The organism is Streptomyces sp. NPDC014801, assembly GCF_043082085.1.
Taxonomy (GTDB): domain Bacteria; phylum Actinomycetota; class Actinomycetes; order Streptomycetales; family Streptomycetaceae; genus Streptomyces.
The window spans coordinates 44,089-59,158 of the sequence record NZ_JBIBXG010000022.1; the positions used below are offsets into that span (position 1 = coordinate 44,089).

Annotated in this window: 12 protein-coding genes and 1 pseudogene; 10 read left to right on the top strand and 3 right to left on the bottom strand. The window is 69.9% G+C overall.

The features are described 5' to 3' along the window. Positions 1-12: 12 nt before the first annotated feature. Positions 13-3,435 (top strand): hypothetical protein, encoded by a 3,423-nt coding sequence (locus ACF1AL_RS37940; RefSeq protein WP_391780988.1) that lies wholly within the window; start codon positions 13-15, stop codon positions 3,433-3,435. An 82-nt stretch (positions 3,436-3,517) separates the two neighbouring features. Here the strand turns inward: ACF1AL_RS37940 and ACF1AL_RS37945 are convergent, their stop codons facing one another. Continuing rightward, positions 3,518-4,897, bottom strand: a complete 1,380-nt coding sequence (locus ACF1AL_RS37945; protein ID WP_391780987.1) for a hypothetical protein — start codon at positions 4,895-4,897, stop codon at positions 3,518-3,520. Positions 4,898-4,922: 25 nt separating this feature from the next. Next, a complete protein-coding gene (locus ACF1AL_RS37950) occupies positions 4,923-5,381 on the bottom strand; it encodes a hypothetical protein (protein WP_391780986.1) in 459 nt (152 codons plus the stop codon). Positions 5,382-5,445: 64 nt separating this feature from the next. On the opposite strand from ACF1AL_RS37950, the gene ACF1AL_RS37955 reads away from it, so the two are divergent. The 9 genes from ACF1AL_RS37955 to ACF1AL_RS37995 all read left to right on the top strand — a co-directional run bounded on the left by ACF1AL_RS37955 (position 5,446) and on the right by ACF1AL_RS37995 (position 13,835). After that, entirely contained in the window at positions 5,446-5,730 is a 285-nt protein-coding gene (locus tag ACF1AL_RS37955; RefSeq protein WP_391780985.1) for a hypothetical protein, read from the top strand. Beyond that, positions 5,727-6,044, top strand: coding sequence for a hypothetical protein (locus tag ACF1AL_RS37960; protein ID WP_391780984.1), 318 nt, complete (start codon positions 5,727-5,729; stop codon positions 6,042-6,044). The genes ACF1AL_RS37955 and ACF1AL_RS37960 overlap by 4 nt, the downstream gene beginning before the upstream one ends. A gap of 56 nt (positions 6,045-6,100) precedes the next feature. Further along, entirely contained in the window at positions 6,101-6,232 is a 132-nt protein-coding gene (locus tag ACF1AL_RS37965; RefSeq protein WP_391780983.1) for a hypothetical protein, read from the top strand. 325 nt (positions 6,233-6,557) lie between these two features. After that, positions 6,558-7,787: a methyltransferase, FxLD system gene (gene fxlM, locus ACF1AL_RS37970; RefSeq protein WP_391780982.1), complete on the top strand. Its 1,230-nt coding sequence runs from the start codon at positions 6,558-6,560 to the stop codon at positions 7,785-7,787. A 63-nt stretch (positions 7,788-7,850) separates the two neighbouring features. Beyond that, positions 7,851-8,042: an FxLD family lanthipeptide gene (locus ACF1AL_RS37975; RefSeq protein ID WP_391780981.1), complete on the top strand. Its 192-nt coding sequence runs from the start codon at positions 7,851-7,853 to the stop codon at positions 8,040-8,042. Positions 8,043-8,149: 107 nt separating this feature from the next. Next, complete coding sequence (locus ACF1AL_RS37980; protein WP_391780980.1) at positions 8,150-11,158, top strand: lantibiotic dehydratase; 3,009 nt, start codon at positions 8,150-8,152, stop codon at positions 11,156-11,158. Beyond that, positions 11,155-12,297 carry a lanthionine synthetase C family protein gene (locus ACF1AL_RS37985; protein WP_391780979.1) on the top strand — a complete coding sequence of 381 codons (1,143 nt, stop codon included), beginning with the start codon at positions 11,155-11,157 and terminating at the stop codon, positions 12,295-12,297. The genes ACF1AL_RS37980 and ACF1AL_RS37985 overlap by 4 nt, the downstream gene beginning before the upstream one ends. A gap of 12 nt (positions 12,298-12,309) precedes the next feature. After that, on the top strand, positions 12,310-13,266 hold the full coding sequence (locus tag ACF1AL_RS37990; protein ID WP_391780978.1) for a thiopeptide-type bacteriocin biosynthesis protein: 957 nt from the start codon (positions 12,310-12,312) through the stop codon (positions 13,264-13,266). Positions 13,267-13,331: 65 nt separating this feature from the next. After that, entirely contained in the window at positions 13,332-13,835 is a 504-nt protein-coding gene (locus tag ACF1AL_RS37995) for a hypothetical protein (RefSeq protein WP_391780977.1), read from the top strand. An 83-nt stretch (positions 13,836-13,918) separates the two neighbouring features. Here the strand turns inward: ACF1AL_RS37995 and ACF1AL_RS38000 are convergent. After that, positions 13,919-15,070 (bottom strand): annotated as a pseudogene (locus ACF1AL_RS38000) (hypothetical protein); the annotation flags it as partial.

Here is a 15,070-nt window from a genome sequence, read left to right on the forward strand (position 1 = left end):
GGAAACCCCCGCATGCGCACCCCGCACGCCTCCGTCACGGCCAGCCGCACCTTGGGCCGGGTGTTCAAGGCCATCGTGAGCCTGCTCGTCCTGGCCGGCGCACTAGCCGGGCTGCCGCTGCTCCTCGGGTGGGCGACACCAGTCATCTGGGCGGCCAGCCACGACGACTTGGCACATCTCCTCGACCGGCAGGACACCGGAGCGGCATTCCTGATGCTCCTCGTCGTGGTCGGGTGGGCCGGATGGGCCCAGTTCGCCTTCTGCGCCGCCCGCGAACTCATCGCCCAGGTACGCGGCCGCACCTGGCACGCACCCCGCGGCCTCGGAGCCTCACAGCGTGCGGCTGCCGCCCTCATCGGCAGCATCCTGGTACTCCTGCCCGCCAGTTCAGCCCTCGCCTCGGAGGCACAAGCCGCCCCGTCCGCCACCGCCGCCCGCCTGCCCGGCCAGATGCATGCCACCAGCACCGAGCACTCATCGGTGTCCACGACAGACACGTCGGCTGCCCCCACCTACACGGTGAGCCAGGCCCGCCCGGCGGAGAGCCTGTGGAGCATCGCCGAGCGCGAGCTGGGGGACGGTGAGCGCTGGCGGGAGATCGCCGACCTGAACGAGGGCCGGACCATGAACGACGGAACGGTCTTCCGCGCGAACAGCTTTCTGCAACCCGGCTGGCAGCTGCAGATGCCAAAGACCCCCACTGCAGGAGGCGTTCGCACCCAGTTCGGCGAGAGCGCACCCGCTACCGAGGACAAGCCCGGCCGCGTCATCACGGTCCACTCGGGCGACTACCTGTCGAAGATCGCAGAGAAGGAACTCGGCGACGGCGACGACTGGCCCCAGTTGTTCGAGGCCAGCAAGGGCAAACCGCAGCCGCACGGCCTGCCAGAGATCACCGATCCCGACGTCATCTACGTAGGCCAGCAGGTCACGGTGCCCGAGGCCCAGCCCCACCACCCGGCCCAGGACCGGCAGGAGGACCACGAGCCGGGCCAGGCCACTCCCCCGGCCGGCCAGGACCCCGACGGCCAGCAGAATCCGGGAGACGGCGGCAAGACGCCATCGCCCGCGCCCAGCCAGACCACAGCGCCGGCACCCCAGTCGTCGGCACCCAGCGCACCGGCCAGTCCCCCTACCGCGCAGCCGCGGCAGGATCAGCCCTCGGCGGCCGCCTCAACGTCAACGGCGCCCGAGCCCGCCGTCAGCGCCTCGCCCTCTGGTGCCTCTGCGTCAGCGGCGCCGCCGGAATCGTCCGCCCCTTCTGCTGCCCCCGCCCCGGCGGCGGCTCCGGCCGGCACCAGTCCGCTGAATCTGCGGATCGTGCTCGGCGCCGGCGCACTGCTGGCCGCCGCCATCACTGGCGCCCTCGCCCTGCGCAGGACGCTGCAGCGCCGCCGCCGCAAGCCCGGCGAGAAGATCACCATCGCCTCGGAAACCTCCGCCGCAGAGGCCCAGCTGGCGGCGGCCGCCGAACCGGCAGGCGCAGCCCGCCTGGACGTGGCCCTGCGGACGATGGCCCACCACGCAGCCCAGCAGCAGGAGGGCCCCGTTCTGCCGCCTCTGCGGGCCGCCCGGATCGGGACCAAAACGGTGGAGGTGCTGCCCGAGGACCTCGCCCGGGAACCGGTGGCGCCCTTCACCACCGGGCAGGGCGGCTGGTGGACTCTGCCCGCCGACGCCGCCCTCCTGGAAGAGGAAGCCGCCCGCGAGGTATCGGCGCCGTATCCGGGCCTGGTCACGATCGGCAGCACCAAGGCCGGCGACCTGCTGCTGCTGAACCTCGCAGCCCTTCGCGCTCTGCTGCTGGACGGCAACCCGGTCCACATCACCGAGGTGTGCACCTCCCTAGCCCTGGAATACGGGATGAGTCCGTGGGCGGCCGAGATCGAAGTCGTCACCGTGGGGTTCGGCGAGGACCTGCCCCAGCTCCTGCCCACCGCTCGCATCGCCCACATGCGGCAGGCCACGCATGCACTGCGTGACCTGAGCGAACGCCTGCTCGAAGCCCACCAGATGCCTGAGAACCAGCATCAGCCCTACGTGCTGCTGTGCGCATCCTCGCTCGACGAGGACACGGCCTGGCAGTTCGCCGACGTCATCGACCGGGCGGGACAGGTGCCCGTCACCCTGATCGCCCCGGCCAGTACGGCAGCCGCTCACTTCCCCCAGGCGGAGATCCTCAACGCCTCTCTCAGCGAGCCGCAGAGCCTCGACCATGCGGGCACCGACATCACGGTGCAGCGTCTGGAGCACGGCGCCTACCTGCAGATCACTACCACGTTGAAGGTGTCCGGGCAGCCGCCCCACCCGGCCGAGGGGCCCTGGCAGGACGTTCCGCAGGAACTTGAGGGCGTGCCGCAGCCAGAGCAGCCGACGCCTGAGGAGTCCGTCGCCCCCGACCACGCGACGCCGGCCGCGGCAGCGGATGTGAGCGGCGAGGTCTACCCGGCCCTGCTCGCCGCCAGCACCGATCCGTCCGCACTCCGCCTCCTCTCCCCCACCACACCGCCGGTGGAGACGGACGACGAAAACAACCCGGACACCAAACCAACAGCACCTTCCGCTCCACAGTCCCGACCTGGTACGGACTCCCCCGACACCACACACGCGCAGGCCGACGTGGCTGCGACCGCCGCCGAGGAGCCCACGACGCCAGCGACGGAAGGACGCGAAGCGCACGATCTGCACGCCCCCGAGATCCGCGTCCTGGGGCCGGTCGAGGTGACGGGCGTGGACAGCAGCGGGCACGGCCCGCGGATGGCTCAACTGGCCGCCCTGCTGTATTTCCGCCCCGGCCGCAGCGCGGATGTCCTGTGTGCCGACATGGACCCGGTCAGCCCGTGGTCGACGAGCACCCTCAACGCACGCATGCAGGGCCTGCGCAGCTGCCTGGGCAGCGACTCATCCGGCAACCTGTACGTACCACGCCGCAAGACGGGCGACGACCCCTACCGGCTCGCACCCGGCGTGCGCTGTGACTGGACACGATTCCTGCAACTCGTCGAACACGCCCTGCCCCTGGGCCCCACGGGCCTGCCCGACCTGGAAAAGGCACTGACGCTGGTACGGGGCAAACCCTTCGGCGGCCGGCCACTGCCCTGGGCCGAACCCCACGCACAAGAAATGATCACGAGAATCATCGACGTCGCACACACCGCGGCCACCTACCGCATCCCTCCCGGCCCCCACCACGACCTGAACGCCGCACGGCAAGCCGTCTTAACCGGACTCGACGTAGACGACACCGCAGAACTCCTCTACCGCGACTGGATGCGAATCGAACACACAGCCAGCAACCGCTCCGGACTCCACACCGCCATCACCCGCGTCCAGCAAATCAACCACACACTCGACTGCTCCCTGGAACCCGAAACCGAACAACTCATCAACAACCTGCTCGGCCAGCAGGGCGGCGCGGCACGCCGCCTCCCGTAACGTGCCAGGACATCCTGACCCGTCAGCAAAGCAGGTGCTTTCTGCGCAATCCAGTCGCATTCGGCATGTGCGGCGGGCTGCGTCACGCACCGAGAGAGTCAATCAGGTGGTCGTCGAAGGCCGCGAACCAATCCTCGCGCCGCCAGGGTTTCAGCTCTCGCCGAGCGCGGCGTAGTCGTATCGCAGCAACCCGGCCCCCGGTGAGCGAGACAGCGTCAATGCAGTCATGCAGCAGCGCAGCTGCCGACTCCGGCTCATCGAGCCTGATTCGGGCCAGGGCCTGATCAGTCGCGACGATCGCCCGCTGCACCCGCTCACGTGGCGTGGTCAAGGTGGCTGCCGCACGGGCGAAGTAGTCGTGCGCTTCGCTGGCCGTGCCGACGTACAACGAAGTGACGCCTTCGAACCCACGCAGGTGCGCGGCCGAGAACGATGACGGGGCCGGGTCGTCGTCGCGGTCGCTGTCCATGTCGTACCAAGCCAGCGCGAGCGCTGCCTGTGCGTGGCTGGCCGCGCGTCGACGCGCGGCCAGATCCGCGTGGGGCTCGGCACCCATACGGGCCGCGATCTCTGCCTGCAGGGCGTGCGCCCGTGCCCGGACGGTGACGCTGCCCCCGGCTCGCGCGTCCCGTACCGCCGCGTCGACAAGGCTCTGTGCTGCGTGGAGACCAGGCCTCGAGTACAGGGTAACCAGGGCGTGACTCATGTGGACGACTGCGCGGCGCCACGGCTGCCCGCTACGGCCTGCCGCCGCGGTCGCCTCGGCGTACAACGCCCTGGAGGCGATGTCGTCACGGGTCTCGAATGCGGCCCGCCCGGCAAGGGTGTATGCCTGTGCGGCGATCGCCTGCAGGCCAGGCAGCAGCGGCTCTGGTACCCCCGTGTCGAGCAGCCGGCGGCAGGCGGCGACGATGGGCGCGAGTAGTAACTGCACCCGTACGAAGGGCACGCTGCCGACCTGTCCATTGACATCACGTACGGCGATCCGCAGCGCGTCGAGCAGCGCATCATCGACGCGCGCAGGATTGGCGAGAGCTTCCGTCAGGGCGAGTTGCGTGGGCGAGCCAAGCAGCGCGATCAGTCCGCCGCTCCGGTCCGTTGCGGTGCGTACGAGCAGGGTGCGCAGCTCGTCGATGCGGCGTTCGCTCTCGCCAAGGTGAGCGAGCGCGTCGAGAAGTTCGCTGAAATCCGAGCCAGCGCCGAGCGACATCTGCCTGTCCCTGTCGTGCGCGTACAGGTGGGCGAGCAGCAGTTGATACCGCTCGCCAGGCAGGATCGGCGCCTTACCGGACTCCCAGCGTGCAACGGACCGCTGCACACTTGCGAGGTTCGCATCGAGCGGCTGACCGAGGTCAGTTGCGGTGCCGATGATGGCTCGGGCGAGGTCGGCGAGGGACCAACCTCGAGCCTTCCGCAGCCGCTTGAGCGTGGCAGCGCCGACGGCTCGGTCATGCGTGCTCATACCCTCATGATGCACTCTACGTCGGCTAGACAGGCACGATCAGTCGTGGTTTCCCCTGCGCAGCGCCATAGTTCAGCGTCTGCCATGTACCCGACTGCCCCTCGGGGCCAGCGAGCGGGAACCCGATCACGAGCTGGGCGTGGTCGACCATGTACCGGTTACGTGAGTGGAATGCAGGCGTGTGCAGCTCTGCCGCGCCGAGCTCAATGATCTCGCCGATTCGTTCGCGGCACCGCTCGATGGCCTGCCGCGCCTCGGCCGGCTGCTCAGCTACGGTACCTGGCGCCACGATGGTGATGTGTGACGTCGTATTGCCTGCGAGCCACAGCAGCGAGAGTGAATCGATGCCGCGCGCTCCGCCGATGTAGAAGTGCGCATCCGGCGTCGCCCATGGGCGCAGGTAGGTGCCGAACAGGTCGGCGAACCACGCGTAGTCGCGGTGATCCGTCTGGCGGGTTCCGGTAATCGCCACAGTGAGGGACATTGATCAACTCCGTGTCATAGGTTGTCAGATCCCTTGTTTTAGGGCCGCGTGGTGTGATCACAGCATGGACGCGATGACCGCCTCGACCATTTTGGCCGCCCAGTGCACGGTTCGTGGATTGCCCATCAGGAATCTCCGCGATAGTGCACTTGTCGTGACCAGCTCGGTGCAGCAAGGTGTCGACGGGATCAGCACCGAGCAGTTCGGCCACTGCCTGGCCGAATTCGGTTCCGAGACCCGTACGCACGGCGAGGAGCCTGCCACGGCCGCCGCCCGCATCGCTTCGGCGTCAGGTCTGCCTCGCCGTCCCTCACGGTCGGCAGCGAAGGAAGCGCAGGCCGTACAGTGAGCGCGACCGGTCAGCCGTTGGACGCCGACACGGCCAAGTGCCTGATCGCCGAGGCGCTTGACGTGACCGGCCTACTGCCGTCTCGCGAGCGGCTCGCCGAGCTCGACGCGCTGCTGCGCGCGGAGATGGCGCGAGTGATTTCGGCCCTCAAAGCCGATGAATGTCTGGTCGAGCCGGTCGGGGCCGCGATCGCGCAAGCCGAATCGGTCCTCGCGTATCCGGTTCCGATCGGCCGACTCATAACTGCAATCCATGTACGCAGCCTGGCCAAGGCCCTGTGCGTGCTGAGGCGGGCGGTGGATGCCGCGCGATGAGTGCCCTACCGCGCTGCCGCGTATGTGCAGCAACCGAGAACCTCCTGCGGCAGCTTGTGCCGAGCAACTCGGGCCCGGGCTGGGTGGAGTTCCTGTGCGCCATCTGCGTCGACTTGCCTGCCGACCCGGACGGCGTCTCCGACTCGATGACCAGGATCCTGATGCGCATCGCGGGGGTGGACAAGTGAGCCACACGATGACGACCGCTTCTCCCACGGCCGGGCTGATGGCATCTTCGGGTGTTCCGTCGGTGGCTCGACCAAATCACCCGCGGACAACATCCAAACCGCCCGCGGGCAGCGTTTGGTGAGCCTGTATTCATCACTGCCTCGCCTTCGCGCGCAACCTCGTCTCCGTCATCGGCTCTCCCTGACCCGCCCCGCGGCCCGGCAGTAGCCGAAGAGGATCTGCCCCTCACCCGGTGCATATCCGTGCCTGCCCTCGAACGATCAGCCCCAGCCCTCGGCGCTGCAAAGCCGGAGAAAGAGACCCGACGTGAATACCGTCCCCGACATGACGACCGACAACCCTCAGAGCGTTCCTGCCTCCGAGCAGGAGTTGCGCGACGCCATGGTGCAGGCGCTCATCGACATCGGTGCGCTGCGCAGCTCGCGTGCGGTTGCAGCGTTCCGCGCGGTGCCCCGCCACCTGGCCGTGCCCGACCTTCCGCTGTCGAGCTGCTACGAGCCGGAGGCCCCGCTGATCACGAAGACCGATGCGAGCGGCGTGGACGTCAGCTCGGTGTCCGCACCGCGGATTCAGGCCATGCAGATCGAGCAGGCCGACATCCAGCCCGGCCACAACATCCTGGAGATCGGCTCGGGCGGGGTGAACGCGGCCTACCTCGCTGAGATGGTCGGAGATCAGGGACGCGTCGTCACCGTGGACATCGACCCCGATGTCACCCAGCGCGCCAGGGACTTCCTAAAGACCACCGGTCACCGGAACGTCACCGTCATCACCGGCGACGGCGGAAGCGGCGCGATCGACTACCAGCCCTTCGACCGCATCATCGTCACGGTGCAGGCCACCGATATCCCGTCCGCCTGGGTTCACCAGCTCAAGCTCGGTGGCCGGCTCGTCGTCCCGCTGCGGATGCGCGGCATGACCCGCACGGTCGCGTTCATCCGCGACGAAGACCGCCTGATCAGCGACGGCTTCGAGCTGTGCGGCTTCGTCCCGATGCAGGGCGCCGGCGAAGACCGCATGCGCGTAGCCCTCATCCACGAGGCTAAGGGCGAGGAGATCGGTCTGCGTCTGGACGGCCACCCGGAGCCGGACACCAAGGCCCTCGCGCACGCCCTGGCGATGCCGCGCTGCGAGGTGTGGTCGGCCGTGATGCTCGCCGGCGATGAGTCGAACGAGCACCTGGACCTGTGGCTGACCACGGCCCTGGACAACCTGCCCCTCATGGCCGCGAAGCCGGCCGCCCGCGAGCGCGGGCTGGTCGCCTCCGCCTCCCCCCTCGGCATCCCCACGCTCGTGGACGGCGACAGCTTCGCCTACCGCACCGTGCGGCGCACCGAGGACCCCGACCGGTTCGAGCTTGGCGCGATCGGTCACGGACCGCGCGGCCGGGAGGCCGCCGAGCGGTTGGTGCAGGAGATTCAGACGTGGAACCGCGAACACCGCGGCGATCGCGCGCACATCGACGTCTACCCGGCGGGAACCTCCAACGACCGGCTCGGCGCAGCCCGTGTCATCGACCGTCCGCACTCGCGGATCACGATCTCCTGGCCGTAGCGCTGCCAGCGCTGCGACCAGGTCGGCACAGCACGTCCGCCCCTTCAACACGAGGAGTACGAGATGGCACCGCAGACCACCAGCACCCTTAAGGCCTCGACCGACTTCACGGCCGAGAGCAGGTCGGAGTTCGACCTGAACATCGAGACCGTCGCCTGCGCGCCCGTTGCCGGGGCGCTGCTGAACGACACCGGTGACGGCTGCGGCGCGACCTGCCAGTCCGCCTGCTCCAACAGCACCTGCATCGGCGGCTGACGCCCGCCACCGTCTCCCGGGGTGGGCCGTGCAGCGACCGTCCCACCCCGGTCACCAGCCATGATCTTGAAGGAGGCACGGCCATGTATCACGTAGTTGATGCGGGCATGATCAGAGTGTCTGCTTTTCCGCTCGCGGCCGCGCTGCCCTCCTGGCCTCCCCTCTCCGACGACGGCAGCGCCGACGCTGCGGCTCTGCGTACGTGGATCGAGAGGGTGTGGGAGGACGACGCCCGCGCCGCCACCATCGAACTCGCCGCCCCCGTCCTCGCCGACGGCGTCGAGCGGACCCTGTCCCACAGCGGTGGCGGAGCCCGTACGATCCGTACCGCGACATCGCTGATGCGCTACCTGCTGCGCATGCAGTACCGCGCGACGCCGTTCGGACTCTTCGCCGGCCCTGCCCCGCTCCGCCTCGGCACCGCCACCAGCGTGCGCTTCGGCACGCACCACCGAGCCTTCGCCGGCGCGGACGCCGTGTGGCTGCACGACATCATCACCGCCCTGGAAAGCGACCCGAACGTACTGTCCCGCCTGCGGGTCATCGCCGATCCCACCTGCACGGTGCGCGGAGCCCGCATCGAGATAGCTCACCAGCCGGGCCTTGCCGGGCCTACTCAGACCCGGCTACGCCGGACCCGCACGGTGGAGAAGGCCCTCGCCCTCGCACAGTCTCCGGTCACCGTCGCCGACATCGTGGACAAGCTGCACGCCGAGTACCCGGAAGCCCCCGTCGAGACGATCACCGCCATGGTGGCCGAGCTGGTCGCGCACCGCGTGCTCCTGACGAATCTCCACGCGCCGATGACGAGTACCGACCCTCTCGGGCACCTCCTGGAGCAGCTCGAAGCGATCGGCGCCGCCCCGCTGGTTGCCACCTTCCCGACGCTTCAGCGCGCCCACCGTCTCCTGCAACGGCACGACCAGGCGGCACCCGCCGAGCAGCGGGCCCTGCGGCGTGAGGCGACAAGCGTGATGACGGCGCTGACGGGGGTTGCGGAGGGCAGCCTGGCCGTGAACCTGCGCCCCGACTGCGATGTCGTCCTGCCGGAGATCGTCGCCCGGGAGGCCGCTGCCGCCCTGGAGGCCATTGCCCGCATCACGCCTTTCCCGAACGGCGCACCGGCCTGGACGGACTACCGCACCCGGTTCCTGGAGCGCTACAGCATGGGCACCGTCGTGCCGGTGCGCGAACTCACCGACCCCGACACCGGTCTCGGCTTCCCCGTCGGCTACCGCGGCACCATCCTCAAGCGCCCGGTCCTGGCCACGACTCCTCGCGACGAGTACCTGCTGACCCTCGCGCAGAACGCGGCGATCAGCGATCAGCGCGTGATCAGCCTGACCGAGGACGACATTGCGGCGCTCTGTGTGGGCGAGCCGGCGCAGGTGCCCGCCCACGTCGAGCTGTGCTTCACCGTGCTCGCCCGCAGCTCGCGCGAGCTGGTCGAGGGGCGCTTCAACCTCTCCGTCATCGGGCTCTCGCTCGCGGCCGGCACCCTCACAGGACGCTTCCTCCCCCTCCTGGAGCCCGCCGACCGCGCCCGGGTCGCCGCCGCATATGCCACGCTTCCCACGCTCACGGAAGGCGCCGAACGGGTCCAGGTCTCCGGACCGCCCCTGAAGATTCCCACCTGCAACGTCAGCCGCGCGCCGGCCGTCGTTGCCCGGCTGCTGTCCGTGGGCGAGCACAACCCCGACGCCACCCTTGACCTCGACGACCTGGGCGTCGTCGCTGACGCGCGGCGCTTGTCCCTGGTGACGCTCTCCACCGGCCAGCTCCTCGAACCATCGGTGATGAACGCCGTCGAGCTGACCAACGCCACCCACCCCCTGGTGCGGTTCGTGTGCGAACTGCACCGCTCCCACAGCGCCGTCCTCATCCCCTTCCCCTGGGGGGCCGCCAGCCGCCTGCCGTTCCTGCCCGAGATCCGCGTCGGGCGCACCATCCTGGCCCCCGCCTGCTGGCGGCTCGCTCGCCGCGACCTGGGCGACGGGCCCGACTGGCGACGCAACCTCACCGACTGGCGCATGCACTACGGCCTCCCGGACACCGTCCACATGGGCTCCGACGACCGGCGCCTGCGCCTGGACCTGAATGTGCCCGCCCACCAGTACCTGCTGCGCACCGAGCTCAAGCGGCGCGGCACTCTCGTCCTGCACGAAGCGCCTCCCGAGAGCAGCTTCGACTGGATCGGGCGCGCGCACGAGGTGACCATGGTGTTCGCCTCCGACCAGCCCAAAGCCGCCCCCGCTCACCCGACGGCTCTCTACAGCCGCGGCACCGCCCGGCTGCCCGGCGCCTCCCCCTGGGCGTACCTGAAGCTGTACGGCACCACCGACCGGGCCACCGAGGTGCTGACCGTCCACCTGCCGCGGCTGCTGCTCGACTTCGGCGCCAATGCTCCCGATGCCTGGTTCATCCGGTACGCCGACCCCGACAGCCACCTGCGGCTGCGCCTGCGTCTGGCCTCCGCCAACGCCTTCGGTGACGCAGCGAGCCGCATCGCGGCGTGGGCTGCCGAGCTGCGCCACGAGGGATTGATCCAGCGCGTGCAGTGGGACACCGACGAGCCGGAGACCGGCCGCTACGGCAGCGGCGCCGTCCTTCAGGCGGCCGAGCGCTACTTCGCCGCCGACTCCGCCGCCGCCATCGCCCAGCTCGTGATGCCCACCGACCAGGGCACCCGCCTCGCCGTCACCGCCGCCAGCATGGTGGACATCGCCACCGGCTTCCTCGGCTCACCCGAAGCCGGCTGGACGTGGCTGACGGAGAACTTCCTGAAGAACGAGGGCGAAACCTGCCCCCGCGACGTGCAGGCCCTCGCCCTGCGCCTGGCCGACCCGGGCGCGAGCGCCGCCACCTTGCGCGGCCTGCCCCGAGGTGCGCACGTCGCCGGCGTGTGGGCACTGCGGCGCAGGCACCTGGCCGCCTACCAGCAGGCTCTCAGCCTCGACGAAGGTGGCCGCGACCCGGCCGACGTGCTGCCGTCCCTGCTGCACATGCACCACAACCGGATTGCGGGCATCGACCCGAGCGCCGAGGCGACCTGCCGCCGGCTCGCCCGCACCGCCGCACTGTCCTGGACCACCCGCGCACAGGGAGATCCGCGGTGACCACCGCTGCGCCCGCACACAACCTCGCCACCCGGCAGTCCCTCGCGCACGGCCCGCTGGGTACCGCGCTCCTCGACATCGAGCGCGCCCACCTCGGCCTGGCCGACTGGCACACCGCGCACCGCAAGCTCGCCCAGGCGGGACCGCTCATCGACGGGGACGAGGCCAGCCTGTTCCTCGGCGCCCCGGCGATGGCCTACGTCCTGCACATGGCCAGCGCCCAAACCCCCCGGTACGCCGGGGCACTGCGCACCCTGGACCAGGTGGTCGCCGCGCACACCCGGCGCCGCCTGGCCGCCGCCCACGCCCGCATCGATCAGGGCGAGTACACGACCTTCGCCGAGTACGACCTGTTCCGCGGCCTCACCGGCATCGGGGCCCTCCTCCTGCGACGCCAGCCCGGCGGGCCGGAGCTGCGGCGCGTGCTGGAGTACCTGGTCCGCCTCACCGAGCCGGTGGCCGGCCCCGACCGGCGACCGCGCCCCGGGTGGTGGGTCGGCCACGCCCCCGCCGGCAACCAGACCCTCACGCCCGGCGGCCACGCCAACGCCGGCCTGGCCCACGGCATCACCGGCCCCCTCGCCCTGCTGGCCCTGGCCAAGCACCACAACATCACCGTGGACGGCCACGAGGACGCCATGCAGCGCATCCTGCGCTGGCTGGACGGCATCCGCCGCAGCGACCAACACGGAGTGCGCTGGCCCCGCTGGATCAGCGCCACCGGCCCGGCGGACACCCACACCGGCGCACCGTCCTGGTGCTACGGCACCCCCGGCCTCGTCCGCGCGCAGCAGCTCGCCGCCATCGCCCTCGGCGACGACGACCGCAAACGCATGGCGGAACGCGCCCTGCTGTACTGCCTGGCCGACCCCCGGCAACTCGACCAGCTCCACAGCCGCGGCCTGTGCCACGGCATCGCAGGACTGATCCGCACCGTCCAACGCGTCGCCGACGACGCAGAGACACCCGGGCCATTCCACAACTGGCTCAAGGAAGCACACCCGCGCTTCCTGGCGGCACCACCACCCCGGGACCCCGGCTTCCTGGAGGGCGCCGCCGGGGCCGCCCTCGCCTTCCGCAGCGCCGAGCCCGGCGCCACGAGCGCCACCGACTGGGACGCCTGCCTCCTTCTGAACTAAAGGAGCCCTACAGTGCAGCAGCACGACATCGCGCCGACCGAGGACACCGTCCTGGCCGTCCTCGGCGGCACGCCCATCGAAGAAGCAGCCGGGCGGGCCGGAACCTCCCCCACCCGCCTGGCCACAGCCGTCGAGCGCTACCGCGCCGCCGGCCGGTCCGCCCTCGAACAACACCCCGCCAGCTGGTATCAGGTGAACGTCCAGTTCACCGACCACGCCACCGCGGCCGCCGCCTTCCGCGCCTACCTCCTGCCCGTCCTGGGCGAGGACATCATCGGATCATGGTGGTTCCTGCGCAAACACCCCTACTGGCGGCTCCGCATCCAACCGGCCGCCACAGCACCCGCCGGCCTGGTCGCCACCCGCACCGCCCGCGCCCTCGACTCCGCCGTCTCCTTAGGCGTCGTCCGCGAGTGGCGAACCACCCTGTACGAGCCGGAAACCACCGCCTTCGGCGGCATGGACGGCATGATCATCGCCCACCGCTTGTTCCACACCGACAGCCAAGGCGTGCTCACCTACCACCAGACCATCTCCACCGGCACGCACGACCTCCCCGACGCCAAGATCACATCCTTAATCGTGCTCACCCACCTCCTGCGAGCAGCCGGACTTGAGTGGAGCGAACAAGGGGACGTGTGGGCGCAAGTAGAGACCAGACGCGCCCTGCCCACCAACGTGCCCCCCGACAACGTCGACGCCATGGTGCCGGCCATGCGCAAACTCCTCACCTCAGACTTCCACCCCGCCTTCACCGACGGACCACTTACGCCGCTCCACAACTGGGTCACCGGCATGCAGGACCAGGCCAAAGCACTCGCGGCCGCCGCGCACGCCGACCGCCTCACCCTGGGCCTGCGCGCCATCCTCGCCCGGCACATCCTCTTCCACTGGAACCGAATGGGATTCAACATCCGACAACAAGCCATCTGGTCCCGCGCCGCACGCCAGGCCATCCTCCCCAACTGACCACCCACGCCGCCCGAACACCAGCCGGCCGTGCACCGATTGAACTGCTTGAAGGAACAACCCCCGTGATCACCCTGTCGTCCCGCCGCCCCACGCCCAGGGGCGAGACGTGGACGCCCGAGGGCGTCACCGTCGTCGAGCGCTACCACAACCAGGCCCACGCCGTCGTCCTCGTCTACACCAGCGCCCACCACTATCAGCACAACGTGGCCTGCCTGGGCTGCCACTACACCCACACCAAAGCCGGCAACCAGCACACCCTGCGCCCCTGGCTCAACCTCGAAGACGCAGCCACAACCGCAAACGACCACGCCACCACATGCCGCGCACTCCCCCGCCCCATCCCCACCCGCCCAGACGACCACACCGCCCGCGAGCACCTGCGCACCTGGATGAACACCTCCCTCAAAGCCGGAGAACACCGCCACCTCGACATCGCGTCACTGGACCCGCTCCGCCTCACCCTCCAGCGCACCAACAACTGGATCCAAACAACACTGCAGCAACTGGCAGCCGACGATCCGCGCCTTGCGCGTACAAGACGCAGCAACGTCAACGGCGGCGCCTGACGAGGGCCGTCGGTGCCGGCCCTCGCCGACCGAACAGGGCACACACGCCGCAGAACACAAAGACCGGCGGCACAAGAGCGCCTTCACTCGTGCAGCGCGTGGTGATAGGTCAATGCCTGCCAACGCCGCTCGAAGTCGGACGCATGCTCGGCAATGTAATCAGCTGTCAAGGGCTTGTTGTGCTGCGCGGTGATCCCGCGGGCTGCGCACTCCTGCGCGATGACGCCAAAGGACACAGCTTCGTTGTGCACGCGGTGCTCCGCCCACACGGTGTAGACCCGGAAGAGCAAGAGATAGCGACGCAAGGTGGAGGGATTGACCGGCTTCCCACCGCGGCCGGTCATGCCCTTGCGGGAGGCAAGATAAGCCGAGAGCTGATCAGCTTTGGGTTCAACGCCATGCTCGCTCAGGTATTCGGCCCAGGCGAGGTAATAGCGGTCGACCGTGGTCAGCGAGGCAAGTCCTGCGCGTGCGGTGTCCGCATCTGCCGAGTCTCCGATGGCAGAGTCCTCGATGGCTGCACTCACCCTCAGGGCGCCGCTCCCCCTGGCCGGGTGAGCGCCTGCACCGTCCGGTGCCTGCCCCTCCTCGGCCGGGACACGATTGTATGGCCGCACCTGTTCAGCGGGCTCCGGCCATTGCGCGGGCGTCCGTGCCCCGGCGAACTCCCTCTCTCGGAACGTAGCGATGAGCCCCTCAAGGTCTTCGCCCGCAGCCGGTCGGCCGGTGGCGCCGGTGACCTGGTCGCGTTCGTGGACATAGGTGGCGAGGGCGCCAGCGTCGGGGTAAACGCCGTGCTCCCGGGCGAAGGCGAGCCAGGCGTTGTAGAAGGAGTCGTCCCGCCCGTCTGCCAGATCCTGCATGTCCTGGGCGTCGGTGCCGTTCTCAGCTGAGGCCGTGGGACGCTGATCGTCCCCCACATCAGCGAAACCGTGCTCCGGCGCCGGGCGCGCAGCACGCACCCCCTTGGGCTGCGACTCCGTACCGCCCGCACGCGGCCATTCCTGATTCTGGTCGACAGCATCATCGCGGGCCGAGCTGTGCCGCGCCGCAACCACCGTGCCCCGGTCGGTGAACCCGATGGGCGGCTCGTCAATACCAGCGGCAGCCAGCCCAGCCGGTGCCGTCTCGGCCAACGGCACTCCGTAGCGGGCCAGGCGCAGGGGCATCAGGGATTCGACGGGGGCCTTGCGGCGCCAGGCGCGGCCGAAGCGGGAGCGCAGGCGGGCCTGGTA